The 24,859-nt window shown below is 31.3% G+C and carries 27 protein-coding genes; 18 read left to right on the forward strand and 9 right to left on the reverse strand.

What is annotated here, in order from left to right:
* Window positions 1-235: 235 nt before the first annotated feature.
* The gene (locus ABEB18_RS12355) at window positions 236-2,272 is read left to right on the forward strand and encodes a dipeptidyl-peptidase 3 family protein (RefSeq protein ID WP_348799614.1); all 2,037 of its coding nucleotides are present in this window, start codon (window positions 236-238) and stop codon (window positions 2,270-2,272) included.
* A gap of 132 nt (window positions 2,273-2,404) precedes the next feature.
* Here ABEB18_RS12355 and ABEB18_RS12360 read toward each other — a convergent pair whose 3' ends face one another.
* Entirely contained in the window at window positions 2,405-2,593 is a 189-nt protein-coding gene (locus ABEB18_RS12360) for a hypothetical protein (RefSeq protein ID WP_348799615.1), read from the reverse strand.
* Between the two features lie 83 nt (window positions 2,594-2,676).
* Here ABEB18_RS12360 and ABEB18_RS12365 point away from each other — a divergent pair, with 83 nt between their 5' ends.
* Window positions 2,677-3,060 carry a pyrophosphohydrolase domain-containing protein gene (locus ABEB18_RS12365; RefSeq protein WP_348799616.1) on the forward strand — a complete coding sequence of 128 codons (384 nt, stop codon included), beginning with the start codon at window positions 2,677-2,679 and terminating at the stop codon, window positions 3,058-3,060.
* Window positions 3,061-3,144: 84 nt separating this feature from the next.
* Here ABEB18_RS12365 and ABEB18_RS12370 read toward each other — a convergent pair whose 3' ends face one another.
* Window positions 3,145-4,212 carry a branched-chain amino acid aminotransferase gene (locus ABEB18_RS12370; protein WP_348799617.1) on the reverse strand — a complete coding sequence of 356 codons (1,068 nt, stop codon included), beginning with the start codon at window positions 4,210-4,212 and terminating at the stop codon, window positions 3,145-3,147.
* 305 nt (window positions 4,213-4,517) lie between these two features.
* On the opposite strand from ABEB18_RS12370, the gene mnmC2 reads away from it, so the two are divergent.
* The gene (gene mnmC2 / locus ABEB18_RS12375; protein ID WP_348799618.1) at window positions 4,518-5,177 is read left to right on the forward strand and encodes a tRNA (5-methylaminomethyl-2-thiouridine)(34)-methyltransferase MnmC2; all 660 of its coding nucleotides are present in this window, start codon (window positions 4,518-4,520) and stop codon (window positions 5,175-5,177) included.
* A 152-nt stretch (window positions 5,178-5,329) separates the two neighbouring features.
* The gene (locus ABEB18_RS12380) at window positions 5,330-5,527 is read left to right on the forward strand and encodes a hypothetical protein (RefSeq protein ID WP_348799619.1); all 198 of its coding nucleotides are present in this window, start codon (window positions 5,330-5,332) and stop codon (window positions 5,525-5,527) included.
* A 407-nt stretch (window positions 5,528-5,934) separates the two neighbouring features.
* Here ABEB18_RS12380 and ABEB18_RS12385 read toward each other — a convergent pair whose 3' ends face one another.
* Window positions 5,935-6,876, reverse strand: a complete 942-nt coding sequence (locus ABEB18_RS12385) for a LysR substrate-binding domain-containing protein (RefSeq protein WP_348799620.1) — start codon at window positions 6,874-6,876, stop codon at window positions 5,935-5,937.
* 102 nt (window positions 6,877-6,978) lie between these two features.
* Between ABEB18_RS12385 and ABEB18_RS12390 the strand changes: the two genes are divergently transcribed.
* The 4 genes from ABEB18_RS12390 to can all read left to right on the forward strand — a co-directional run bounded on the left by ABEB18_RS12390 (window position 6,979) and on the right by can (window position 10,510).
* Complete coding sequence (locus ABEB18_RS12390) at window positions 6,979-7,458, forward strand: Dps family protein (RefSeq protein WP_348799621.1); 480 nt, start codon at window positions 6,979-6,981, stop codon at window positions 7,456-7,458.
* Window positions 7,459-7,589: 131 nt separating this feature from the next.
* On the forward strand, window positions 7,590-7,886 hold the full coding sequence (locus ABEB18_RS12395; protein ID WP_348799622.1) for a hypothetical protein: 297 nt from the start codon (window positions 7,590-7,592) through the stop codon (window positions 7,884-7,886).
* A 304-nt stretch (window positions 7,887-8,190) separates the two neighbouring features.
* The gene (locus ABEB18_RS12400; RefSeq protein WP_348799623.1) at window positions 8,191-9,840 is read left to right on the forward strand and encodes a SulP family inorganic anion transporter; all 1,650 of its coding nucleotides are present in this window, start codon (window positions 8,191-8,193) and stop codon (window positions 9,838-9,840) included.
* Window positions 9,841-9,868: 28 nt separating this feature from the next.
* Entirely contained in the window at window positions 9,869-10,510 is a 642-nt protein-coding gene (can, locus tag ABEB18_RS12405) for a carbonate dehydratase (protein ID WP_348799624.1), read from the forward strand.
* 48 nt (window positions 10,511-10,558) lie between these two features.
* On the opposite strand, the gene ABEB18_RS12410 is transcribed toward can, so the two are convergent.
* The 4 genes from ABEB18_RS12410 to ABEB18_RS12425 all read right to left on the reverse strand — a co-directional run bounded on the left by ABEB18_RS12410 (window position 10,559) and on the right by ABEB18_RS12425 (window position 13,644).
* The gene (locus ABEB18_RS12410) at window positions 10,559-11,764 is read right to left on the reverse strand and encodes an LETM1-related biofilm-associated protein (protein WP_348799625.1); all 1,206 of its coding nucleotides are present in this window, start codon (window positions 11,762-11,764) and stop codon (window positions 10,559-10,561) included.
* Window positions 11,765-11,954: 190 nt separating this feature from the next.
* The gene (locus ABEB18_RS12415) at window positions 11,955-12,524 is read right to left on the reverse strand and encodes a YdeI/OmpD-associated family protein (protein WP_348799626.1); all 570 of its coding nucleotides are present in this window, start codon (window positions 12,522-12,524) and stop codon (window positions 11,955-11,957) included.
* A 12-nt stretch (window positions 12,525-12,536) separates the two neighbouring features.
* Complete coding sequence (locus ABEB18_RS12420; protein ID WP_348799627.1) at window positions 12,537-13,064, reverse strand: superoxide dismutase family protein; 528 nt, start codon at window positions 13,062-13,064, stop codon at window positions 12,537-12,539.
* Between the two features lie 55 nt (window positions 13,065-13,119).
* Window positions 13,120-13,644, reverse strand: coding sequence for a DUF8685 domain-containing protein (locus tag ABEB18_RS12425; RefSeq protein WP_348799628.1), 525 nt, complete (start codon window positions 13,642-13,644; stop codon window positions 13,120-13,122).
* A 125-nt stretch (window positions 13,645-13,769) separates the two neighbouring features.
* On the opposite strand from ABEB18_RS12425, the gene ABEB18_RS12430 reads away from it, so the two are divergent.
* The 10 genes from ABEB18_RS12430 to ABEB18_RS12475 all read left to right on the forward strand — a co-directional run bounded on the left by ABEB18_RS12430 (window position 13,770) and on the right by ABEB18_RS12475 (window position 22,309).
* Window positions 13,770-14,198 (forward strand): META domain-containing protein, encoded by a 429-nt coding sequence (locus ABEB18_RS12430; protein WP_348799629.1) that lies wholly within the window; start codon window positions 13,770-13,772, stop codon window positions 14,196-14,198.
* A 65-nt stretch (window positions 14,199-14,263) separates the two neighbouring features.
* A complete protein-coding gene (locus ABEB18_RS12435) occupies window positions 14,264-14,779 on the forward strand; it encodes a DUF4251 domain-containing protein (RefSeq protein ID WP_348799630.1) in 516 nt (171 codons plus the stop codon).
* 79 nt (window positions 14,780-14,858) lie between these two features.
* Window positions 14,859-16,103: a BamA/TamA family outer membrane protein gene (locus ABEB18_RS12440; protein ID WP_348799631.1), complete on the forward strand. Its 1,245-nt coding sequence runs from the start codon at window positions 14,859-14,861 to the stop codon at window positions 16,101-16,103.
* Window positions 16,104-16,269: 166 nt separating this feature from the next.
* Window positions 16,270-16,752, forward strand: a complete 483-nt coding sequence (locus tag ABEB18_RS12445) for a hypothetical protein (RefSeq protein ID WP_348799632.1) — start codon at window positions 16,270-16,272, stop codon at window positions 16,750-16,752.
* A 199-nt stretch (window positions 16,753-16,951) separates the two neighbouring features.
* Window positions 16,952-17,707 (forward strand): hypothetical protein, encoded by a 756-nt coding sequence (locus tag ABEB18_RS12450; protein ID WP_348799633.1) that lies wholly within the window; start codon window positions 16,952-16,954, stop codon window positions 17,705-17,707.
* 140 nt (window positions 17,708-17,847) lie between these two features.
* Window positions 17,848-18,708, forward strand: coding sequence for a transporter (locus tag ABEB18_RS12455; protein WP_348799634.1), 861 nt, complete (start codon window positions 17,848-17,850; stop codon window positions 18,706-18,708).
* A gap of 177 nt (window positions 18,709-18,885) precedes the next feature.
* Complete coding sequence (locus ABEB18_RS12460) at window positions 18,886-19,380, forward strand: hypothetical protein (protein ID WP_348799635.1); 495 nt, start codon at window positions 18,886-18,888, stop codon at window positions 19,378-19,380.
* Window positions 19,381-19,425: 45 nt separating this feature from the next.
* Window positions 19,426-19,677 (forward strand): hypothetical protein, encoded by a 252-nt coding sequence (locus ABEB18_RS12465; protein WP_348799636.1) that lies wholly within the window; start codon window positions 19,426-19,428, stop codon window positions 19,675-19,677.
* Window positions 19,678-19,845: 168 nt separating this feature from the next.
* On the forward strand, window positions 19,846-21,609 hold the full coding sequence (locus ABEB18_RS12470) for a mechanosensitive ion channel family protein (RefSeq protein WP_348799637.1): 1,764 nt from the start codon (window positions 19,846-19,848) through the stop codon (window positions 21,607-21,609).
* A gap of 10 nt (window positions 21,610-21,619) precedes the next feature.
* Window positions 21,620-22,309 (forward strand): 2'-5' RNA ligase family protein, encoded by a 690-nt coding sequence (locus ABEB18_RS12475; protein WP_348799638.1) that lies wholly within the window; start codon window positions 21,620-21,622, stop codon window positions 22,307-22,309.
* A gap of 271 nt (window positions 22,310-22,580) precedes the next feature.
* Here ABEB18_RS12475 and ABEB18_RS12480 read toward each other — a convergent pair whose 3' ends face one another.
* Both ABEB18_RS12480 and ABEB18_RS12485 read right to left on the reverse strand, forming a co-directional pair.
* A complete protein-coding gene (locus tag ABEB18_RS12480; RefSeq protein ID WP_348799639.1) occupies window positions 22,581-24,371 on the reverse strand; it encodes an acyl-CoA dehydrogenase FadE in 1,791 nt (596 codons plus the stop codon).
* Window positions 24,372-24,428: 57 nt separating this feature from the next.
* A complete protein-coding gene (locus ABEB18_RS12485) occupies window positions 24,429-24,779 on the reverse strand; it encodes a four helix bundle protein (protein WP_348799640.1) in 351 nt (116 codons plus the stop codon).
* Window positions 24,780-24,859: the final 80 nt, after the last annotated feature.

The raw sequence follows: 24,859 nt of genomic DNA on the forward strand, positions 1-24,859 counted from the left end.
CTGTTGTAAAGTTAGAAATTTAATTAATTATACTCACTAGTATATTATAAATATGTAAAAATGTTTGAATAAAATTTGTAAGTATTATTATGTTTTATTTTGAGTATTGTTTTTTGAAGCTTTGTTAAAAATGCAAATAAGTAATTATTGGCAGCTTTGTTTTTATAATATATTTAAAGAATACGTATATTTGTTAGGTATTTATTTGTTTAATAATTTTAAAGAAGATATGAAAATGAAGTTAATAAAGACATTAGGTCTTTTTGTTTTTTGTACTTTTTCACTAGAAGGTAATGCTCAAAATGAAAAAAAGGAATTAGGTAAAACAGTTAGCAATGAGTCTTTTGATTTTTTTGTAGAACAATTTTCGGATATTAAAGTTTTGCGATATCAAATTACAGGTTGGGATGATCTTACCTTAAAAGAGAAAGAATTAGTGTATTACTTGACTCAGGCAGGCACTTCTGGTCGTGACATCATGTGGGATCAGAATTATGTTCATAATTTAAAAATCCGAAAGGCATTAGAGCATATTTATCAAAATTATAAAGGAGATAAAAATACTGTAGATTGGAAAAATTTCGAGATTTATTTGAAAAGAGTATGGTTTTCTAACGGTATTCACCATCATTATTCATCTGAAAAAATTAAACCAGATTTTTCAATTTCTTATTTTAAAACGTTATTAAACGAAACCAAAACGAATTTGGCTTCTGAAATTGTATCGATATTATTTAATGATGTTGATGCTAAAAAAGTAAATCTTGATGAGTCTAAAGGTTTGTTAGAAGGATCTGCAATTAACTTCTACGAAAAAGGGATTACTCAAAAAGAGGTGGAAGCTTTTTATGCTCAAAAAACAAGCCCTGATACAAAGAAACCGTATTCTTTTGGTTTAAATTCAAAACTAGTTCGGAATGCAAATGGTCAATTAGAAGAAAAAACTTGGAAAAGTGGTGGAATGTATGGATCTGCAATTGATAAAATAATTTTTTGGTTAGAAAAAGCTCAAAAAGTAGCCGAAAACAAAAAACAAGCTGATGCTATTGGACTGTTGATTCAATATTATAAAACAGGAAATTTAAAAACTTGGGATGATTATAATATTGCTTGGTTAGATGCTACCGAAGGTAATATTGATTACATAAATAGTTTTATCGAAGTGTATAATGATCCACTGGGATATAGAGGTTCTTATGAAGCCATTGTTCAGATTAAGGATTTTGATATGTCTAAAAAAATGGAGGTTGTTTCAAAAAACGCACAATGGTTTGAGGATAATTCTCCTTTAGCTCCAGAACATAAAAAGAAAAATGTAGTAGGGGTTTCGTATAAAACAGTGATTGTTGCTGGTGAATCTGGTGATGCTTCACCAAGTACTCCAATAGGTGTAAATTTACCTAATGCCGATTGGATTCGTGCTGCACATGGGTCAAAATCGGTTTCGCTAAGTAATATTATAGATTCTTACAATAAGGCAGGAGGGAAAGGACGTTTGCAAGAATTTGCTAATGACCCAGAAGAAATAAAATTGGCTATCAAGTATGGAGAGTTGGGTAGTAAGTTACACACTTCATTGCACGAAGTGGTAGGGCATGCTTCTGGCCAAATAAATCCAGGTGTTGGTACACCAAAAGAGACCTTGAAAAATTATGCTTCAACTCTAGAAGAGGGTAGAGCTGATTTGGTTGGATTGTATTATTTGTACAGCCCAAAGATTCAGGAAATTGGTTTGGTTGATAATTGGAAAGAATTAGGAATGCAATGTTATGATAGTTACATCAGAAACGGATTAATGATGCAATTAATTCGTTTGGAATTGGGGGCAAATATTGAAGAGGCACATATGAGAAACCGCCAATGGGTAAGTGCTTGGGTTTTTGAAAAAGGTAAACAGGATAATGTGATTGAAAAGATTACTCGTGATGGAAAAACGTATTTCAATATCACAGATTACGATAAATTGCATACTTTATTTGGTCAACTTTTGAAAGAAGTACAACGTATTAAATCAGAGGGAGATTTTGAAGCTGGAAAAGCATTAGTTGAAAACTATGGTGTAAAAGTAGATCAAAAATTACATGCAGAAGTTTTGGAAAGAAACAAACAATTTCCGGATGCTCCTTATAGTGGATTCGTAAATCCTGTCTTGGTTCCGAAATTGAATGCTAAAGGCGAAATAATCGCAATTGATGTGCAACAACCTAAGTCATTTGCAGAACAAATGTTAGAGTATTCTAAAAAATATAATTTCTTGCCTCTAGAAAATTAATGATATTTTTTTAGTTTAAAAGGGTTAAGGTTGTTTGTAGCAATTTTAACCCTTTTTTTTGTTTAAAATGTTCCGTCCTGAAATAATGATACAAAAAAAAAGAATCTAGCGATTTGAAGATCAACTAGTTTTTTAATGTTTAACATAGAATTTGATAACAAAAAGTAGCCCGATAAATATTAAAAAGCCAATTAATATTTTATAATTTCCTTTGTAAAAAGCTTTATGAAGATTTGTGTCTTTTCGATAAGCATATATCATTATGATAACAAATGCTATAAAAAAACACAATGCGAATACTAATTGACCTTGACTAAACATGTTGGTATATTTTTTTTGGCAAATTTAGGGAATAGTTTAGAAATTGTTGTTAAATTTCCAATTCAAATCAATAATCATTTATCATGCAAAAACAACTCAACGCTGTTAAGGAATTTCATACAGCATTTAGAATAGGACATAGCGAAACTCCAATAGCAGACTTGGGAGAAAGTAAAAAGGAACTTCGTTATAATTTGATGAAAGAAGAAAATGAAGAATATTTTGAAGCAGTCAAAAACAATGATTTAGTTGAGATTGCCGATGCCTTAGGCGATATGATGTACATACTTTGTGGGACTATTATTGAGCATGGTTTACAACATAAAATTGAAGAAGTTTTTGATGAAATTCAACGTAGTAATATGAGTAAATTAGGCGAAGATGGCAACCCAATTTATAGAGAAGATGGTAAAGTTATGAAAGGGCCAAATTATTTTAAGCCTGATTTTTCTAAAATATTAGTGTAGTTTAAATTTTATAAAAGAAAAAGGTTTAAAGTTGTTATTAACAACAACTTTAAACCTTAAATAAATTGAAATTTTTAAATAAACCTACACTTTAACTGTCCAGCCAAAAGTGTCTTCTAATTTTTTGTTTTGCAAACTTGTTAGTTTTTCCTTTAGCAATGATGCAAATGAGTTTTCTGTTTTTGGAATTTCATAATACACATCTTTGTATGAATACCCTGAAATAGGACTTACTACAGCTGCTGTACCTGCTCCGAAAATTTCTTTCAAACTTCCTTTTTGAGAAGCTTCCACCAATTCAGAAACCAAAACAGGACGAACCTCTACATTAATTCCTTCTTTTTTAGCCATATCAATTAAACTTTTTCTAGTAATACCATCCAAAATTCGTTCACTTACAGGCGCAGTCAATAATGTGTCATTTATTCTAAAGAATACATTCATTGTTCCTGCTTCCTCAAGTTTGGTATGAGTTGCATCATCTGTCCAGATTACCTGTTGAAATCCATCTTTGTTGGCTAATGATGTTGGGTAAAATTGTCCAGCGTAGTTACCAGCTGCTTTTGCGGCACCAATACCTCCATTTGCAGCTCTACTATAATGTTCGGCTATTATTACTTTTACATCTCCCGAATAATATGCTCTTGCAGGAGATAGTAGAATCATGAATTTGTAATCTTCGGATGGATTAGCTATAACACCAGTCCCTGTAGCAATCATAAATGGTCTGATGTACATTGAACTACCATTTTCATTTTTTACCCAAGCCTGATCAAGTTTTAATAATTGCTTTAATCCTTCTATAAAAATAAATTCAGGAACTTCTGGCATAGCCATTCTGACAGCCGAAGCATTAAAACGCTTATAGTTTTCTTCTGGTCTAAAAAGCCAAACATCATTATTATCATCTTTGTAAGCTTTCATGCCTTCAAAAATTGCTTGACCATAATGAAATACTCTTGACGAAGGGTCAAGTAATAAAGGGGCGTATGGTTTAATGACTGGTTGTTGCCATTCTCCATTGACAAAATCACATTCTAAAAAATGATCTGTAAAAACGGATCCAAAAGTTAAATTATTAAAATCAACTTCATTTATTTTTGAAGTTACAGCTTTTATAGTCTCTATTTTGTTTGTTTGAGTAGTACTCATAATAATGTTTTGTTATTTTAAAAAAAAGAGTTGTTTAACTTGAGTGAATGTAAAATATGATTTTCGTATATCTATTATTACTGTTTGCAAAATTAAATAAAAATCAGATAAAAAGTTGTCAAAATATCATTAAAAATAGTGTTTAAATGTGATTTAATTATTGTATAATTTTAATTGTAAAATGATGTTAAATTCTGTGGATTATATAAAAAATACTGATTTTAAATAGCGATAAGAAATTCTTTTATTTATTTTTGAAAGCAATATCGTTAACAAGAAAGCGGTTTTGTCAATAAATTAATATTTTGGAAAGAGAAATTATACAAACTTCTGATGGTTCAACCACTATTCATATAAAAGATTGGGATGAATGTTATCATTCTAAACATGGTGCTATTCAGGAAGCTAAACATGTTTTTGTAAAAAATGGTTTAGCACTATTACCCAATCAAAAAGTTTCAATTTTAGAGATTGGTTTTGGTACAGGCTTGAATGCTTTTATCACTTTTCTGGAAGCTCAACATTTCAATCAAATTATCGATTATGTAGGTGTCGAAGCATATCCAATTTCACAACAAGAATTGGATTCGATGAATTATGTAGAAGAATTAAAGGTTGCTGATTCTATTGAAGTTTTCAAAAAGATGCATGCTGTTGCCTGGGATGTAAAAAATGATATTTCTAATCATTTTGCTTTAACTAAAAGGAAACAGTTTTTTGAAGAAATTGATGATGTAGCACAATTTGATTTGATTTATTTTGATGCTTTTGGATATAGAGTTCAACCCGAATTGTGGAGTGTATCTGTTTTTGAGAAAATGTATAAAGCGTTGAAACCCAATTCGTTTTTGGTTACTTATGCCGCAAGAGGTGTGATTAAAAGGAATATGGTCGAAGTTGGTTTTACGGTCGAAAAGTTGGCTGGCCCTCCAGGTAAGAGAGAGATGTTTAGGGCAAGAAAATAAATTTTTTATAAGAGGCTTTCTTTGTTGGGGTTGTTTACGAAAACGTTATAATTTTCATTTAAATGTGTTAAAATTAATTTTTGTATTTAAAAAAAAATGTATTTTTACTTCAATGTTAAAATCAAGATATAACCCCAAAATCTTAATTTATTATGTCTAAAATAATGTTTGATTATACAAAGTCTGTGTTAGAAAGAGTTAGTTTTGACCCAGTATTATTTTGTAAAGAATTAGAAAAAGCAGTTAAAACTCTACTGCCTTTTGAAATGGATGAATTGAGAAAATGGTTGTTTGACTTCACTATCGAGAAACCAGAACTGAAACAATGTCTAGTAATTGTTAATTCATAATAAAAGAGGAATCATTTAATTGATTCCTCTTTTTTTTTTTTACTTTAATTTTTTTTTGCTGTTTTTTGTTGAATCAGATAAAAAACTTACAGAATATTTGTTAAATATGCTGTTTATCGATTTATTATGTATTTAATGGATGTTTTTTGTTTGAAAAAATGAATTATTTCAATACTTTTGCCACTGTTTACTAATTCAATTTTTTTAAACCTTTTACTTTTTTAAATCAGAATAGTAAGTATCACGTAAGAGAAAGCTTTTATTCATGAATTATAATTGAGAGGAGATAAAAAGCAACCTGATTTTAGATTACGATTATGTTAGTTTTGTGTAACTAAGCTATTAGAAGTCATTTCGAGATTAGGTGAAAGAAAAAAAAGGAACTAATCAGGTTCCTTTTTTTTATGCTATTTTTTTTGAAGAGGACTTATAATTTGTACATTTTGAAAAACTATTGCGCCTTTTACAACTCCAGAAATAGTACTTCTTAAAGCATCAATAATTTGAATTTTTAATTCACTTTTAGGATAAATCAAACTGACTTCACGTGCAGGTTTTGGTTCTTTAAATTGTCTTAGTTTTAATTTGTCAGTTTCTTTTAAATCCAAGGTATGTAAATAGGGTAGAAGAGTTGTTCCTAATCCTTCATCTGCTAATTTTATTAAGGTTTCAAAACTACCACTTTCAATCTGAAAAGGTTTTATTCCGTCTGCATTTCGATTTTTACACAAATTCAATATACCATCTCTAAAACAATGACCGTCCTGGAGTAGTAAAATTTCATTAATATTCAAGTCGTCAATTTCTATTTCTTTCTTTTGAAAAATAGTGTTGTTTTCAGGAACGTATGCTACAAATGGTTCGAAGTAAAGGACAATTTCTTTAATTTTCTCATCTTCTAGTGGTGTTGCGGCGATTGCTGCATCAAGATTACCATTTTTTAGTTTAACAAGAATTTCATCAGTATTAAGTTCTTCAATAATTAATTTTACTTTCGGATATTTCTTGATGAAATTGTTTAAAAACATAGGTAATAAAGTAGGCATAATAGTTGGGATAATACCCAGTCTAAATTCACCACCAATAAATCCTTTTTGTTGCTCTACAATATCCTGAATTCTATCGGCTTCATTAACAATATTTTTGGCTTGGGTAACAATTTTTAGTCCAATATCTGTAAGTTGGATTGGCTTTTTGGTTCGGTCAAAAATCTGAATATTAAGTTCTTCTTCAATTTTTTGTATTTGCATACTCAATGTAGGTTGTGTAACAAAGCATTTTTCGGCCGCAAGCGTGAAGTTTTTGTGTTCGGCTACAGCCAAAACATATTTAAGTTGTGTGATTGTCATAAAATAGTAAATTTTGATGTAAATATAAAAACAATCAATTTAATTTATAGCTCTTTTGAGGCGTTTTCTGTAATTTTGAGTGAAATAAAAATAAAAATAGATATGAAAGTAAATGTTTTAGGATTACCTGTAGAAGAGTCAGAAGTTATTATTGTTGAATTGAATGTTTTATTAGCTAATTATCAGATTTATTATCAAAGTTTGAGAGGAATGCATTGGAATATCAGAGGAAGACGTTTCTTTGATTTGCATTTAAAATTTGAAGAGTTGTATAATGATTCTCAATTAAAAATAGATTTGATTGCCGAAAGAGTTCTTACCCTAGGAGGAAGGCCATTACATACTTTTGAAGATTATTTAAAATACAATCAATTACCAATAGGGAAAAATATTTCGAATGATGAGGCAAGTATTCAACTAATAGTGGCTTCTTTATCAGAATTGTTAAAAATTGAAAGGCAAATATTAAGTAAGGCTTCGGATATTAATGATGAGGGAACAAATTCTATGATGAGTGATTTTATTGTAGAACAAGAAAAAACGATCTGGATGATGAAAGCTTGGCTTGAAGAAAGTTTATAAATTTCAAACCAAATTACACAAAAAATTAACTGATGTTTTGAGAAAGATACGGTTGATTTTTTGTGTTAAATATAAAATAATTTTGTTGAAATAATTTTTTTCTTCACAATCTATCTTATATTTTTGCTCGTATGAAAGTCTTTGCAAATATAGTTTTATTGTGTTTTGTCATGTTTCTAGTGGCTCCAACAATTGTGGTGTACATGGAAAAAGACAAGAGCAATACAAACATATGCGAAAATTGTAATCCCCCTTCTTCATCTTTTGAAGAAATTAAAAATGACATAAAATATTATACTTGTAATTCCTTTTTAGAAGTATCATTCATAGACTTTGGGAAAGATTCTGGAATTATTATTTTTGAGAATCTTTCGAAACATGATTTAATTGCTGCCTCTATATTTATACCGCCTCCCAATATTTTATAATTTCTTATTTCACTATCATTTAGGATTAAGCACAATACGATAAATTACAATTGTAATGTATTAGTTTTTACTATTTTGATATTTGTATTGTTTTAAAATAATGATTTTAAAGCAATATAGATGTGGTGGATAGTTTAGCTATTGTTTTTTTTCGATTATTTAGCTGTAAGTATCATTATACATCGAAGTGCTAGATGAAATAAATAAGTAAATTTTATGACACTACTTAAGTTTAAAGTTAGTGTTTCTTGAGACAACATCTCGTGATGTTGTGTAATTATTTCAATTCTATTAATTTAATTTTATGTCAAATAAAACAAATCTTTTTGCGCATTTTAAATCAGATTTTGCATCTGGTTTGGTAGTTTTTTTAGTAGCATTGCCACTGTGTTTGGGAATAGCTATGGCATCTGGTGCGCCTCTTTTTTCAGGAATTATAACAGGTATTGTTGGGGGTATTGTAGTAGGATACTTGAGCCAATCACAAATAAGTGTTTCGGGACCAGCAGCTGGTTTAACAGCTATTGTTTTAACAGCAATTACCGATCTGGGAGGATTTAATATCTTCCTGACGGCTGTTTTTATTGCGGGTATTATACAATTATCTTTAGGTTTACTAAAGGCTGGTAGTATTTCTAATTATTTTCCGACAAATGTAATCGAGGGAATGTTAGCCGGTATTGGTGTTATAATTATTATGAAACAATTGCCACATGCTTTTGGTTATGATGCTGATTTTGAAGGAGATCAGTCATTTAATCAGTCAACTGGAGAGAATACTTTTTCTGCGTTGTTTGATGTGTTCAATCATTTGCATTTAGGAGCTATTTTGGTTACGGCAGTTTCAATAACAATTTTGATCTTGTGGGACAAAGTTCCAGCATTAAAAAAATTAAAGTTGATTCCAGGTGCATTGGTGGCTGTAATTATTGGAATTTTGATGAATGAATTTTTTGTTTCTTCAGGAAGTTCATTAGCTATCGATAAGGAGCATTTAGTAACATTACCAGTTCCGTCTTCTTTTGAAGATTTTAAATCAATTATTGTAATGCCAGATTTAGCAGGATTTTTAAATCCTAAAGTTTGGGTTGTTGGTTTAACTATCGCTATTGTCGCTTCGATTGAAACGCTATTATGTATAGAAGCTGCTGATAGAATGGACGTTCATAAACGTTTTACTAATACAAATGTTGAGTTGAGAGCACAAGGAATAGGAAATATTGTTTGTTCTTTAATTGGAGGGTTGCCAATGACTTCTGTAGTAGTTAGAACTTCTGCTAATAATGCTGCTGGTGCAAAATCAAAATTATCGGCAATAATTCACGGTGTTTTATTGTTGGTATGTGCATTGAGTATTCCTTTGATTTTGAATAAAATTCCATTGGCTACTCTTGCAGCAGTTTTGATTTTGGTGGGTTACAAATTGGCTAAACCAGCCACATTCAAACATTTTTGGAGTTATGGGAAGTACCAATTTTTACCTTTTATAGCTACATTTTTAGGAGTTGTGTTTACAGATTTACTTAAAGGTGTTGTTTTAGGTATTGTAATTTGTGTAGTGTTTATATTAAGAGGAAATCTTAAAAGAGCTTATAGTTTTAGAAAAAATGAATATGTTGATGGAGATGTAATTCATATAGATTTAGCTCAAGAAGTTTCATTTTTAAATAAAGCAGCTATCAAAATGACTTTGGCTAAAATTCCAAGAAACAGCAAAGTAGTTATTGATGCTCAGGATACAGTGTATATTGCCCATGATATTTTGGATTTAATAAACGAATTCAAAACAACTAGAGCTATAGATGATAATATTGTTGTTGATCTTAAGGGATTCAAAAAAGAATACAACCTAGAGAATAGCCATGAAATTCAAAACCATGTAAGCATTAAGCATCATTATGATTTTGTAAAAAGGGAAATGGTTACAACAGAAGAATACAACGGAAAACTTTAAAATAGTAATTAAAATATAGAAAAATACAATGAGTGATTTTTATAAAAAAATATTAGATAATAACAAGAAATGGGTTGAAGATCAATTAAAATTAGATCCTGATTTTTTTAACGATTTAGCCAAAGGACAACAACCCCCTTTGTTATGGATTGGTTGTTCTGATAGTCGTGTTCCAGCTAATGAAATTATTGGAGCTAAGGCAGGGGAAGTTTTTGTACATCGAAATATTGCCAATATGGTAATTCATTCCGATATGAATATGCTTAGCGTATTGGACTATTCTGTGAATGTTTTGAAAGTAAAACATGTCATTGTTTGCGGTCATTATGGTTGTGGTGGTGTAAAAGCCGCTATGGGTAATGACTCAATTGGAATTATTGATAACTGGATTCGTCATATAAAAGATGTTTATAGGTTGCATGATAAGTATCTAAATTCGATTACTGACGAAACTGAGCGTTTCAATGCTTTTGTCGAAATCAATGTTAAAGAACAAGTTTTTGATTTAGCCAAGACTTCGATTGTGCAAGCTGCTTGGAAAAATGGTCAAGATTTAACGCTTCACGGTTGGGTTTACGGATTGAATTCTGGATATGTAACTGATTTAGGAGTGAATTTTAGCTCTAATAATGATTTAGACGAAGTGTATCAACTTAATATCAAAAAGTAATTATCTATATCATTTAGAAAAAAAGAACCGACTTTATGTCGGTTTTTTTTATTCATCGTCTAAATCTAAATTCTCATTGAATGCCGATGGTAAAAGTTTTGGAATAAATTTTATCAAGAGTGGCAATAATAAACTTCCACCAGGAAGTAAAAAAATAGTTAGTGACGGAATTGTTTTGCAAATATCCAGCAATTGTTTTTTTACTTTTTTCTTTTCTTTTTCATTCAAATCTCTGTGAGTAGAATGCGCTAAAAGCAACATCAACTCTTTGCTTTGTAGGATTTCTTTAACCAATCTTGTTTTGTTACGCGATATTAATGTGATAACGCTCTTTGTTGTTTGATCGTAAAAATGTTTTACAGGATTTGAATAATTAAAATAAGGAATTTCTTTTTTGTGCTTGTTGATAAAACTATCGGTGTTAATGATACTTAGCACAACAAATTCATCTGTAACCAATAAAGTTTGAGCCAATGTGTGTAAAAAATAAGACTCATTATTTTCTATTTTACCATCACTCCACAATGCCATTCCGGCCATATCAACCAAATATTTTTTTTCTAATTCATCAGTAAAATATTCTAAATCTAATGTTTCTAATGTGATATTTTCTTTTTTTGAAAATTTACTAAAACGCAATGAAGCTTCAAACAATTTAATTAATAAATCATCGTATTGCGATTTATTGTTTTTTATTTTTAAAGCAAGAATCACAATGTTTACAATAGTTTCTTCTATTTTCTTGAAATACTTTTCAGGAATTTGCCCCTGTATCAAAAATTGTCGAAAAGCCAAAACGTCAATAAATAAAAGAGCATTTGTTACTAGATGAGAAAAGTTTTTATTAATTACATTATCATTGGTTTGGACTCTCTCATCAATGATTTTTTCTAATGTTAATGCGGATGAGTTTTTAGGCACAATTTTTTTAAACAAGCTAAATCCTTCGGGATGCATTTGTTTGTAAAAATGATTGGCATTATCAATAAAATTTGAAGAATCGTTTTCTTTTGTTGTGAGTAAAAAAACACGGTACAAAGCATTAAGGAGTGCCGTTTTTGAAATTTCTTCTTTGAACCAATTTTTGGTTTGAATTTCAAAAGGAGCTTCTATTGTAATGATATGACCGTAGATAAAGCCTGTATCTCTTAGGTTTTGATAAAACTCAGCTTCAGTTTCAGGAACGATTTGTTCTGAAAGTTTTAGTTTTGTGAAAAATTTTTCAATCCAACCTGTTGCTGAGGGGTTTATCATAGTGTTATTTTGATACTACAAAACTATAGTATTTTATCAATCAATCTCTAATTATAGGGTGATAAAATTGTTATTATTGATTGTTTTGTGGAATTGTTTTTTTTTTTTTTTTTTTGAAATATTGAAAAATGAGAATTGATTCATTTTGAAGCACTATTTCAAAAAAATTATCGTCTTAAATTTAAGAAAATTAATCCCTAGTTTTTTTATTTTGAAAACAAAGATCAATTATTGTAGTAATTCGCGTGTTTCTAGTTTCAGTTCTTTTGGCTTGATTGAGCCAATATAGATAGCTTTTTTTATAGGAAGGACTAAAGTTTTGAAAGTTTTCGAAAGCGATTTTATTTTGTTCGAAAGCGATTGTTAAATCTTCGGGTATCGTTAAGTTTTCGACGTCGTTCAACGAGACCCAAGATCCATTTTGCTTGGCAATTTCAATTTTGGCTAGTCCGCTCTCATGCATTAAATTTGATGCTATGAGTTTTTCAATATAATCTTTGTTGATTTTACTCCAAACGCTTTTGCTTTTTCTAGGGGTGAATAATTGTTTTCTACTGTGTTCGTCTATTTTTTTTACAGTCGAATCTATCCAGCCATAACACAGGGCAACTTGTACCGCTTCTTCCCAACGCATACTTTCAAATGGGCTGCTTACTTTGTAAAAAATTAAAAACACACCAGTAGAAGAATTATGATTATCGTGTAACCATTCCCGCCAAGCTGATGTGTTTTTAAAATAATGAAGTTCCTTTTCTTTCAAAGTAGGGTTTTGTTACTTGATAATTGCAGTGCATGCAATTCTTCCTCCAGCATTACCAGTAGGTTGCGTTACAAAATCATCGGCACCTTGATGTACAATAAGTCCTTTTCCTAAAATGTTTTTAGTTTCATCCTCACCACCAATGCTCCATTCGTCAGTAGTAAATGTAATGGTTCCGTTACCATTTGCATCTGCTGTAAAATTCCCAATGTCGCCTTTATGGTGTTCTGCATCTCCCCATTTCCCGTGTTTTTTAAAAGTAGGGTTCCAGTGTCCTCCTGCTGAGCTACCATCTGCTGCTGAACAATCGGATTTTTCGTGAATATGTATAGCGTGAACTCCAGGTTGTAAGCCTGTAATTTTTGCAACAAATGTTACTTTACCATTTTTTTCTGTAAATGTGGCTGTACCAGCAACTGTGCTATTGCTTTTTGGTTCCAATGTTAAACTTAAAGTTTTGCTGTCGGCCGAATTTCCTTTAGATTTACAACCAATAGCAATTGCAATAACGATTACACTAGATAAAAATATTTTTTTCATAACTTGAATTTTGTTAGTTTATAAAATTACGGATAAAAATGTTTTTGTTCAAAAACTATTTTGATTTTTCACCAACAAAATGATTGGTTTGAGATTTGAACAGGACATTGAAAGAAGTCAGACTGCCATATATTCTAGTGATATATTGTTGTAATTCGATTTTTTCTATTTCTTCAATTTTACTACTGTTAATTTTTTGTTCCATAACTCGTAATCGATCTCTAACCATAACGATTTTATGAAAAAAAGTATCAATTGGCATTTCTTTAGAGGCTAAACCGGCTTGTCCAGGTTCTAAAATTAGTTTTCCACCTTTCCATTTGTCTCCAATTGGTACAATTTCAGACACATCCGACCATTTTTTGAGAAGATTTCTCAAAGTTTGTTCAACTTCTGAGAAACTGATGGTATCTACCTCATCTGTAGCAGCCTCAATGATGTTGAATTCATCATTTAAGGGAATCGTTTCAAGGCCATTTTCTATAAACGTAACCCAATATTCTTTTGAAGAAACATTGGTAATAACTCCTTTCCCAAATTCGGGATGTTCAATTCTAGAACCTATTCCTAATAGTGTCATATTGCTTTCTTTTTTACGAAAATAAATATAGCTTTTTAAAATAGCAAATTCGGGAGTGTACTCATTTTTACTGATTAATTTTTTTATATTTACAGTAAATAGTTTTAAATTTTAATTTGTTAATTATGAGAGGTGTAGCTTTAATGGTTTTGTTTTTAAGCTTGAATTTTATTTCCTGTACCTGTAAAAAAGAAGCTTCAGCAAAAGTTTCGTTAGAAGGAACATGGCAATTAGAATATATTACAGGGCCAAAGATTGCATTTGATGCATTGTATCCAAGTGCAAAACCGACAATTGTATTTGATGTTGCTAATAATAAATTTGCGGGCAATAACAGTTGTAATCAGTATTTTGGAGGGTTAATTTTAGACGGAAACAAAATTGATTTCAAAGAAGCCAAAATGGGAATGACGATGAAGGCATGTCCAGGAAACGGAGAGTCAACTTACATGGATATTCTTCAAAAAATAGAAACCTATTCTATTACTGACAAAGGGAAAATCTTGAAATTATTTGTAGGTAACATTGAAATGATGCGTTTTGTACATCAATAAAAATAGCAGTTACATTTAAAATTTTCAACAATAATTATTTGATTGGTCATCTAAAATTGCAGTTTATGAAAACAGTACTGACAACTTTTTGTGTAGCATTTTTTGTTATGATAGGCTTTTCTCAGGAGAAATCTAAAAAGGAGCTTAAACAAGAACGTGAATTAGCAAAGCAGGCTGAAATTGAGGCTCTGGTTAATGCAAAAGAATATGAATTTGTTGGCGATAGGGCAATTCCTCAGGGTGTAAGAAGTATAGATTTGACAACAAATCCTAATTTTTTTCGTTTTGAAAAAGATACTATTCATAGCGCTATGCCTTTCTTTGGAAGAGGTTTTGCTGGAGTTGGTTATGGAAACGGAGATGGAGGAATGGATTTTAAAGGCTTTGTAAACGATTATTCTTTAAAAAAAGGAAAAAAAAGTTGGATTGTAAAGGCCAATGTTAAAGACAATACAGATACTTACACTGTTTTTTTAGAGATTTATTTTGATGGAAATGCCTACTTGAGTATCAATTCTAATAAGCGTAGTCCTATAAGTTATAACGGAGCAATCCATAAGCTTCCAGTAAAAACGAACTGAGGCATTTTAAAGAAAAGAAGGTTTCAATAAATTTGTTTCTGAAAAAAGTTTATTGTGTTTTCTTAAATGAAAAAAATATATGTTTAAATCTTTAGTTCTTTTTGTAGTTTGTTTTTTTTTGTGTCAGAGTATTGCAAATGCACAGGTAGTTACTTTAGGAGATTCATTATGTCCTCCTAAAACTGTTTTTGACTTATTCAAAAAGAAGGATTCTACAATGGTCGTAAAACCTATTAAGAATAGCTTTTTTTTAATTATACCTATTGTGGGAGTACAACCAGCAACTGGGTTTAGTTATGGTGCTACAGCTCAATATACTTTCAAAGGAAAAGATCTTCTCGATAAATATTCTTCAGCCAATATCGGAGTGGTTTTTACAACCAAAAATCAAGCTATGATTAATTTGAAAAATACCATTTTATTAAAGAAAAATAAAATTTATTTAAGTGGTGATTCTAGGTTATATGTCTTTACACAACCTAATTACGGCTTGGGAACGAATATTATTCCAAAAAGAAGAGACAATCCTGATTTTGATTTAGAATCAATTGAGGAGCCAATGGATTATAACTATTTAAAAGTTCATCAAACGGCATCTTGGAAAGTAACGAAGAATTTTTATATAGGAGGAGGTATTAATCTTGATTGGTATTCTTCGATTGTTGATAAAAATCTTGATGTAGAGAATGAAAAATTCACACATCATTATAACTACAGTATTCAAAATGGGTTTAATGATAAGGAATACTTTGTAAATGGTTTTAGTCTTAATTTTATCCATGACTCAAGAGATAATCAAATTAATACTCGAAAAGGATGGTTTGCAAACTTAAATTACAGATTCAATTCGGCCTTATTCAATGAGCAAAAAGGAAGTAATGTCTTGTATTCTGAATTTCGATATTTTGTGCCGTTAGATCCCGAAAGAGAACGTTTTGTATTGGGTTTTTGGGCTTTTGGACAATTTGTAACAAAAGGAGTTGTTCCTTATTTGAATTTGCCTGCCATAGGATGGGATCAACGAAATCGAAGTGGAGAAGGTTATACACAAGGATTGTTTAGAGGAAATAATTTAGCGTATTTACAAGCAGAATTGCGTTTCCCGATTACTTGTAACCAATTATTGAGCGGAACAGTTTTTACCAATTATACCACGGCAAGTAATAAATATGACGATATTAAACTCTTCAAATATGTTCAACCTGCATTTGGAATTGGGTTACGACTTTTGATTGATAAAGCTACTCGTACCAATCTTGTTTTTGATTATGCAGTCGGGAATCGTTATAAAGGATTTTATTTGAATGCAGGAGAAACCTTTTAGTTTGTGTAATTTATTTAAAATCAGTTGTATTGGTTGTTTTTTTTTAAAATCAGTTGTATTGGTTGTTTTTTTTTTAAAATCAGTTGTATTGGTTGTTTTTTTTTAAAATGTATAGGTATAAATCTTATATTTGTTAGAACTATTTTAACTATAAAAAACAGACAAAATGAGAAAAGTACTATTATTATTAGCAGTTGTGTTTACTACAACTTCCTTCGCTCAATCTTCTTTTCAAGATGATGTAGATGTGGTTCAATCACTCTACGGAAAATCGAAAACCGAATTAGTAAGCCAATATATGGCACTGTCAGGTACACAAGCTACCGATTTTGCTAAAATTTATGAGTCTTACGAAATTGAAAGAAAAAAATTAGGGCAAGAAAAAATAGAACTAATTAATCAATATGCAACCAATTATGGTAATTTGACGGATGAAAATGCCGATGTAATTACAAAAGGAGTTTTGAAAAACAATGGTGCATTTGATAAGTTATATTATACCTATTACAATAAAGTAAAAAAAGCTATTGGAGCGGTTAATGCTACAAAGTTTATACAGCTTGAAGTTTATTTGCAAACTGAAATCAGAAGTAGTTTGCAAAATGCAATACCGTTTGTAGGTGAACTGGATACTGCAAAAATTAAATAATTTTTACAATTTTAAAATTTCAAAAGCGCATTCACTAAAATGCGCTTTTTTTTCGGATGAATTAATTTTTAAACAGCAATATAGTTTATGGTTTTTTAAATGGAATTTGCTTTATAGTAGTTAGTGAGGTCTTTTTTTAAGAAAAAAATGTTAAATTTGAATGAGTTTAGTTAAATTTTAGTTAACAAATAAATGTGCCATGAAAATTCTATCCTTCTCCTCTAAAATTGTTTTGGTTTGTGTTTTTATACTATTGTTGACAACAAATGTTTTTTGTCAAAGTGAACCAAGGGATTTAAAAAACTCTATTAAGTTCAATGTCTCCAATATGTTGTTATATGACAACTCCTATCAATTTTCGTATGAACGAATCTTAAAAGAAAACCAAAGTTTGAATTTCTTTGCAGGTTATCAAGAGTTTCCCTTAATCACAATAGATCTGACTTATGTTGATTTTTCCAAAAGCAGTAGCAGAAAAGGATTTTCAGTAGGAGCTGATTATCGGTTTTATTTAGGGAGTATCAATAAATTCAAAGGCCCAAGAGGCGTTTATCTAGCACCTTTTGTGAGTTTTTTTCAATTTAATACGGATAGAAATTTGATTTATACTAATCCAGAGACCGATGTGGTTAGTAGATCAAATCTTTCATCAAAATTTAATTTAACCAATATAGGTGGTGAGTTAGGCTATCAATTTGTTCTTTGGAATAGAGTTGTAATAGATTGTGTTTTGTTTGGCCCATCAATAACTAAGTATAAGTTTAATACCAAATTGGATAATAGCATTGAGGGGCTTGACGAAAACGAAGTGTACCAAAAAGTTATTGAAACCATAAAAGAAAGGTATCCTGGTATTAAGGGAATAACTGATGATGAAGGTGTCGAAAAAAAAGGAGTTCAGTCTATTACAGCTGTAGGATTCAGATACAACATCAGTATCGGTTATAGATTTTAGAGTAAATTTAAAATTTGAAGTAAAAAGCTCATTAATTTTTGAATTTAAAGTAAAATAAATAGCTATTTAATTTTTTATATATGGTTTTATTCAGCCTCAATGTTGTAAGGGAAATAAGATTTTCGATTTTCTTTTTTTTTATGATTTTTAATTCGGCTTTTTCACAAGATTTAGATCCAAGAGCTTATGCAAATATGCCAAAAGATGGAAATGTAATTGTTGCAAGTTATGGTTTTATGAAAGGTGATGTTGTGTCTGAAGCTAATGTACCCATTGAAGATTTCATTATTTCCAGCAATAATTTTGGTGTAGGTTATATGCATACATTTGGTCTTGCTGATAGATTGGCTAGAGTACAAGTAGTTTTGCCTTATGTATTTATGGATGGACATGCTACGATAGGAGAAGAAAGGATAACTGGAAATAGAAATGGCTTTGGTGATATGAGAGTTCGATTGGGAATAAATTTATTTGGTTCGAAAGCATTGAGCATCAAAGAATTTAGTCAGTATAAGCAAAAAACAATTTTTGGTGCAAGTTTGGTTACTTTAATTCCTACAGGTGTTTATTATTCTGATAAGAGAGTAAATATTGGAGCCAATAGATGGGGTTTCAAACCAGAAGTAGGTGTCTCAAAACGGTTTAAGTATTTTTATGCAGAATTGTATTCTGGAGTTTGGTTTTATACACCAAATCATAATTATTTGGGAGATGATACATTGAAGCAAAATCCGGTGTTTAATTTTCAAGGTCATGTTAGTTATTATTTTAAAAATCAAATGTGGATTAGCGTGAATGGTACGTGGTTTAGCGGAGGAAAAACCGAAGTTGATGATTTACCAGCAGGAAGTCTTATTAATAATTCTAGAATAGGATTTACTTGGGCAGTACCTTTTACCAAATCGCAATCTGTTAAATTACAGCTCAATACTGGTGTTTTTAAGGATATTGGTTTAAATTATGATGCAATTACGCTATCCTACCAATTTGTTTTCTTTTGAAAAAGTAGCAACTATATCAATTTTATTTAATTAAAACTTGTGTTTTTTTATTTCTTCGATAATTTTAAAAATGAATAATAATGAATCTTGTTTATATTTTGTAATTTAACGTATCGTAAGATAAAAATTGAGTAAAAAATATAAACTGTTTGTATTCGAACTATAAATAAATATACCATGAAAAAAAAGATATTCGTTATAGCCATTCTTATTTTAAGTTTTATTAATGTAAATGCTCAAGAAGACGCTTCAGAATTAGCCAAAAAATTAGCCAATCCGATTGCTTCATTAATTAGTGTTCCTTTACAAAACAATACTGATTATGGAATTGGTGCGAACAATGGAACCCGAAACACGTTGAATATTCAACCCGTAATTCCTATTAATATTTCTGAAAATCTGAATTTAATAACCCGTATGGTATTACCAGTAATAACTCAATACGATATTACAGGAGAAGGAAATAAAGAAAACGGACTAAGTGACGCAGTTGTAAGTGGTTTTTTTAGTCCAAAAAATTCTAAAAATGGGTTTACTTGGGGAGTTGGACCAGCATTACTAATACCAACTGCAACAGATGATTTTTTAGGGACAGAGAAGTTTGGTGTTGGACCTACAGCAGTTGCGTTAAAACAAATGAATGGTTGGACGATAGGGGCATTAATGAATTAAATTTGGAGCGTAGCAGGAAATAGTGATAGAGCTGATGTTAGCCAAATGTTTGTACAACCCTTTTTGGTTTACAATTGGAAGTCTGGTGCTGGATTAGGTGTCAATATGGAGTGGACACAAAATTGGCAAGCTGAAACATCTACAGTTTGGTTGAATCCAGTGTTAAGTGGTGTAACTAGTTTGGGGACTCAAAAAGTGCAGCTGGCAGTTGGTCCTCGTTTTAATTTAGCTGCACCAACGGGACAAAAAGCGGATTGGGGTTGGCGAGCTGTACTTATATTTTTATTCCCAAAATAATAAAATCACAACAACTTACTTCACTATAACGTATTTATCTTTTAGAATACTCTGTTTTTGTTTCTTTTTTAGATATTGAATTGAAGGTTTTGGTGTTTAAATCAAAATCTGCAGTAGCTTTTTGATTCTATCCTAGTGTATTGTTTGAAACCAGCAAAATAACTTATTATGAATTTATCTATAAAGCGTCTATCGTCTTATTTATTGCTTTTAGTGCTGATATTCTTAAAACCAGTCAGTGTTGAAGCCCAATTATTAGGTGCTGCAAAAACAACAACCGAAGAACCCGAAAAAACACCTGAAGATTCACTCGGCCGAAGAACACCACAAGGCACCGTTAGTGGTTTTATCAAAGCTATTGGAGATCAAAATTATGAGCGAGCCAGTCGTTATTTTGTGTTAAGTCGCCGTTCTTACCGCAAGAATTTAGAAAGAGTCCGCATTGCCAAGGCTTTTCAGCAATTGTTGGACCAAGGAGGTAATCTTTCACCCACCTCAATTATAAGTAATAAGGCTACTGGTCGAATAGACGATGATGAAGCTATAGGAGTTGATCTTGTTGGAAACATAACAACTAGTAAGACAGTAATTCAGATTTATGTAGAAAATCAATCAGACGATAACGAACCTGCATTATGGCTTTTTTCTGCCGAAACGGTTGAGGCTATAGCTAATGCCGATCTTACTTCAGAGAAAACTTTTTTAGATAAAGTTTTGCCAGATGTTTTAAAAGAAAAAAAGCTAGGGAGTGTCCCAATAGGTCACTGGGGAGTCATAGTTATTATGGCTGTAATTTCTTTTTTGCTTTCAAAGTTGTTGATTTCTGTAATTGTTTTTATTGTACAAAAAATATCCAGAAGAGCTACAGGTGAAAAAGGAATCGATATTATTGAGGCATTTAGTTTGCCAATTCAATTATATTTGGCTGTTATTTTATTTGTGTCGTTTACACAACGAATGGGGATTTCGATAGTGGTACGTCAACGTTTTAGTGTCATTACATTGACAATTGGGATAGTTGCTTTTTTGATGTTGCTTTGGAAGTTAATTGAATCGGTGAGTTTGTATTCCCGCCAAAGAATGGTTCAAAGTGGTCGTGTTTCAGCAGTGTCTGTTATATTGTTTTTGAGTCGCACAACCAAAGCCGCAATTGTAGTGATTGGGATTATTGCATTGCTAGGAATAGTTGGTGTTGATGTAACTGCTGGACTTGCTGCTCTAGGAATTGGAGGTATCGCTTTGGCTTTAGGGGCACAAAAAACGATAGAAAACTTTGTGGGTAGTGTAAGTATTATTGCCGATCAGCCTTTGAGAGTCGGAGATTTATGTCGTATTGATGATATTAAAGGAACAGTAGAGTCTATCGGGATGCGTTCTACTAGACTTAGAACAATTTCACGAACCATTGTGACCATACCCAATGGACAGCTCTCTGCAAATAAAATTGAAAATTTTGCACATCGTGACCAATTTCTTTTCAATCCAAGTTTTACTTTTCGGATGGAAACTACTCCAGATCAAATTCGCTATCTACTAGTAGAACTCCGTTCTTTACTTTTTTCGCATCCAGCTGTTATTAATACCCCTCCAACTGTACGATTTACCGGTATTACATCAGATGCCTTAAAAATTGATGTCATATCCTATATTGAAGCCATAACTTTTGAGATTTTTCAAGAGATACAGGAAGATCTTTTGTTGAGAATGATGGATATAATTGAAAAGAGCGGAACTTCATTAGCATATCCTTCTCAAACACTTTATATGACTCGTGATGTTGCTCCATCGGCTGAGAAATCGACTGAAGTTTCAGAGATTGTTAAAAAATGGAAGGAAACTAACGAACTTCAAATCCCTAAATTTGATCCTAAACGAGTGGCAGACCTTAAAAATAGTATCGAATATCCAGATAAAGGAAGCTATAAACCTTAAGGAAATTTATATGCATAATGAAAAGTTAGAAAAAGTGTATCGCGATTTATACCAACATGCTTTTTCAAAAATTGTAAATGAAGAATATTCTATTGATATAAATATTGAAAATGAATTAGATAATAGGTTTGGTATGACTTTGTTACTTCGCCCTTCTGATGCTGTGAAAACAAATATTCAAAGTTTTATTGACGAATTGAAAAGTATTGAACCCGCACAGTATTTTTATCCAAATTCGGATATGCACATTACTTTATTGTCAATCATTTCCTGTTATGAAGGATTTAATTTAGATACTATAGATGTTGAGGAATATTCGAAAGTGATTCGTAAAAGTCTTGAAGCTATTGAAGAATTTGAAATTGATTTTAAAGGAGTTACAGCTTCCGAATCAGCTATTATGATAAAAGGTTATCCAAAAAATGAAACTTTGCAAGCTATTCGTGAAAATTTAAGAGCATATTTTGCCAAATCTAATTTACAAAAGAGTTTAGATAAAAGGTACTTATTGATTACAGCTCACGTGACGGTAGTGCGTTTCAAGAAAAAATTAGATGATACTATGTATTTTATGAATTGTATCGAAAAATACAGAGAACATGACTTTGGTGTTTCTAGAATTGATACTATACATTTGGTTTACAATGATTGGTACCAAAGAAAAGAGAAGGTTAGAGAATTGATGGAATTTAAAATCTAATTCTCAAGAGTTATTTTAGTGTGATTATAGAATTGCCAAATGTTTCTCTTTAGCCCTGATCGAACTGGAAATCTCCCGATTTAGAAAAACAAGGCTTTTTTTGCCGTTGTTTTTCTAAATCGGGAATTGTAAGGTAGAGCAGGAATCCCTGTTTATAGGAATGCCAATTGTTTGCGCTTCTAAAAACAGAATTATACATATATGCTAAAAAGCCACCATGTCATTCAGGGACATAAGTGGCTTTTAAACAAATAAAAACTAAAAAGTTATATTAGAAGCAGTATTTGTTTTCTGCAACTAATTTGGTAGTAATAAGCTCTCTTAAAGCAATTACGTTTGGATTGTTTGTGTATTTTGTGAAGCGTTTTAATCCCATTAACATCATGCGTTGTTCATCGCCTTCTGAAAAGGATATAATGCCTTCTTTTCCGTTAAGGTTTACAATATCTACTGCTTTGTAAAGGTATAATTTAGCCATTGCAATTTGTTCCTGTACTTTGTCTTCTCCTTCTTTTTTGGCTAATTTTTCGGTTCTCAAAATGGTACTTTCGGCCATATAAATCTCAATCAAGATATTAGAAGCAGCCATTAGCAATTGCTGATGCGAGTCTAATTCGGTTCCGTATTTTTGAACTGCACTACCAGCAACCATTAAGAAAACTTTTTTCAAGTTTTCTATAATTACTTTTTCTTCGGCAAATAATTCAGAATAATCAGGGGTGTCAAAAGATGGAATTCCCATTAATTCTTCTTGAACTTTCATGGCAGGTCCTATTAAATCTACGTGTCCTTTCATGGCTTTTTTGATCAACATTCCTACAGAAAGCATTCTGTTGATTTCATTAGTTCCTTCGTAAATTCGTGCAATACGGGCATCACGCCAAGCACTTTCCATTGGGGTATCTTCAGAGAATCCCATTCCACCAAAAATCTGGATTCCTTCATCGGTACAGTTTTGTACATCTTCGGAAACAGCAACTTTTAGGATAGAACATTCGATAGCATATTCTTCAACACCTTTTAATTCGGCTTCTTGGTGTGTGGCACCTGTAGCTTCGCGACTGGCAATTCTATCTTCAATATCTTTTGCAGCACGATACGTAGCACTTTCACCAGCATAAGCGTTAGTCGCCATTTCGGCTAATTTAGAACGAATGGCACCAAATGATGAAATAGGAGTGTTGAACTGAATTCTTTCGTTTGAATAGTGAACTGCGCCTTCGATAACTCTACGTTGTGCATCTAGACAAGCAGCAGCTAGTTTGATACGTCCAACATTGAGTGCGTTCATTGCGATTTTGAAACCGTTTCCTCTTTCAGATAACATGTTTTCAACTGGAACTTTTGTTTCGTTAAAGAAAACCTGACGGGTAGAGGAGGCACGAATTCCTAATTTATGTTCTTCTTCATTCATGGTGATTCCATTTGCAGGATCGTTTTCGACAATAAAACCAGTTATGTTTTTATCATCTTCAATTCTAGCAAAAACGATAAATACAGAACAAAAACCAGCATTTGAAATCCACATTTTTTGTCCAGTGATCGAATAGTATTTTCCATCTTCAGACAAAACAGCTTTTGTTTTTCCTGAGTTGGCATCAGATCCAGCACCTGGTTCTGTTAAGCAATATGCTCCAAACCATTCGCCAGAGGCTAATTTTGGAACGTATTTTTGTTTTTGCTCTTCTGTACCATAGAGTGTAATTGGCATTGTTCCAATCCCAGTGTGAGCTCCAAATGCAGTTGAGAACGAGCCAGTTGCTCCAGAGATGTAATCGCACACCAAAACAGTATTTACAAATCCCATTCCCATACCACCATAGGATTCTGGGACTGCTACACTCAAGAAACCAAGATCACCAGCTTTTTTCATACACTCTTGTGTGTAGGCATAATCTTTTTTCTCAAAACGGTCTTTGTGTGCCCATAATTCTTTGTCAACGAACTCTTTTACGGAGTCGCGCATCATTAATTGTTCTTCGTTGAAATCCTCTGGAGTGAAGATGTCTTCGCATTTTGTTTCTTTTACGATGAATTGACCACCTCTTGTTATGTTTTCCATGGTTTTATAGTTTTTTAGATGAAATAAAATAGAATATAGAGAATAGAAAATAGACTATTACTGTAGTCCATTTTGAAAACTCATTGTCATTCGTTGAAATTCTTCTATTTTAATTTCTAATTCTTTAAATTGATTTTCGCTTATATATTTTCTGTGTTTTGCAACGATTAATTGGGTGATTAATTCAAAAGAAGAACCAAGAGAGATATCTAAAAAATGACTGAAAGACTTATCAGATCTTGAAGATCCTTCGGCAATATTACTAGGTATAGAAACAGAACATCTGCTTATTTGAGAACTCAAATCGTATCGTTCGTGTTTAGGAAAATCTAATAATAAATCAGAAACTTCATTAGCAATGGTAATTCCAAGTTGCCAAATTTTCAAGTTCTTATAATTATGTCTCATTCAACTGTCTATATTCTATTCTCTATATTCTATTCTCTATATTCTATTCTCTATATTCTATTCTCTATATTCTATTCTCT

It is taken from the genome of Flavobacterium adhaerens (genome assembly GCF_040045115.1).
GTDB classification, from domain to species: Bacteria; Bacteroidota; Bacteroidia; order Flavobacteriales; family Flavobacteriaceae; genus Flavobacterium; species Flavobacterium adhaerens.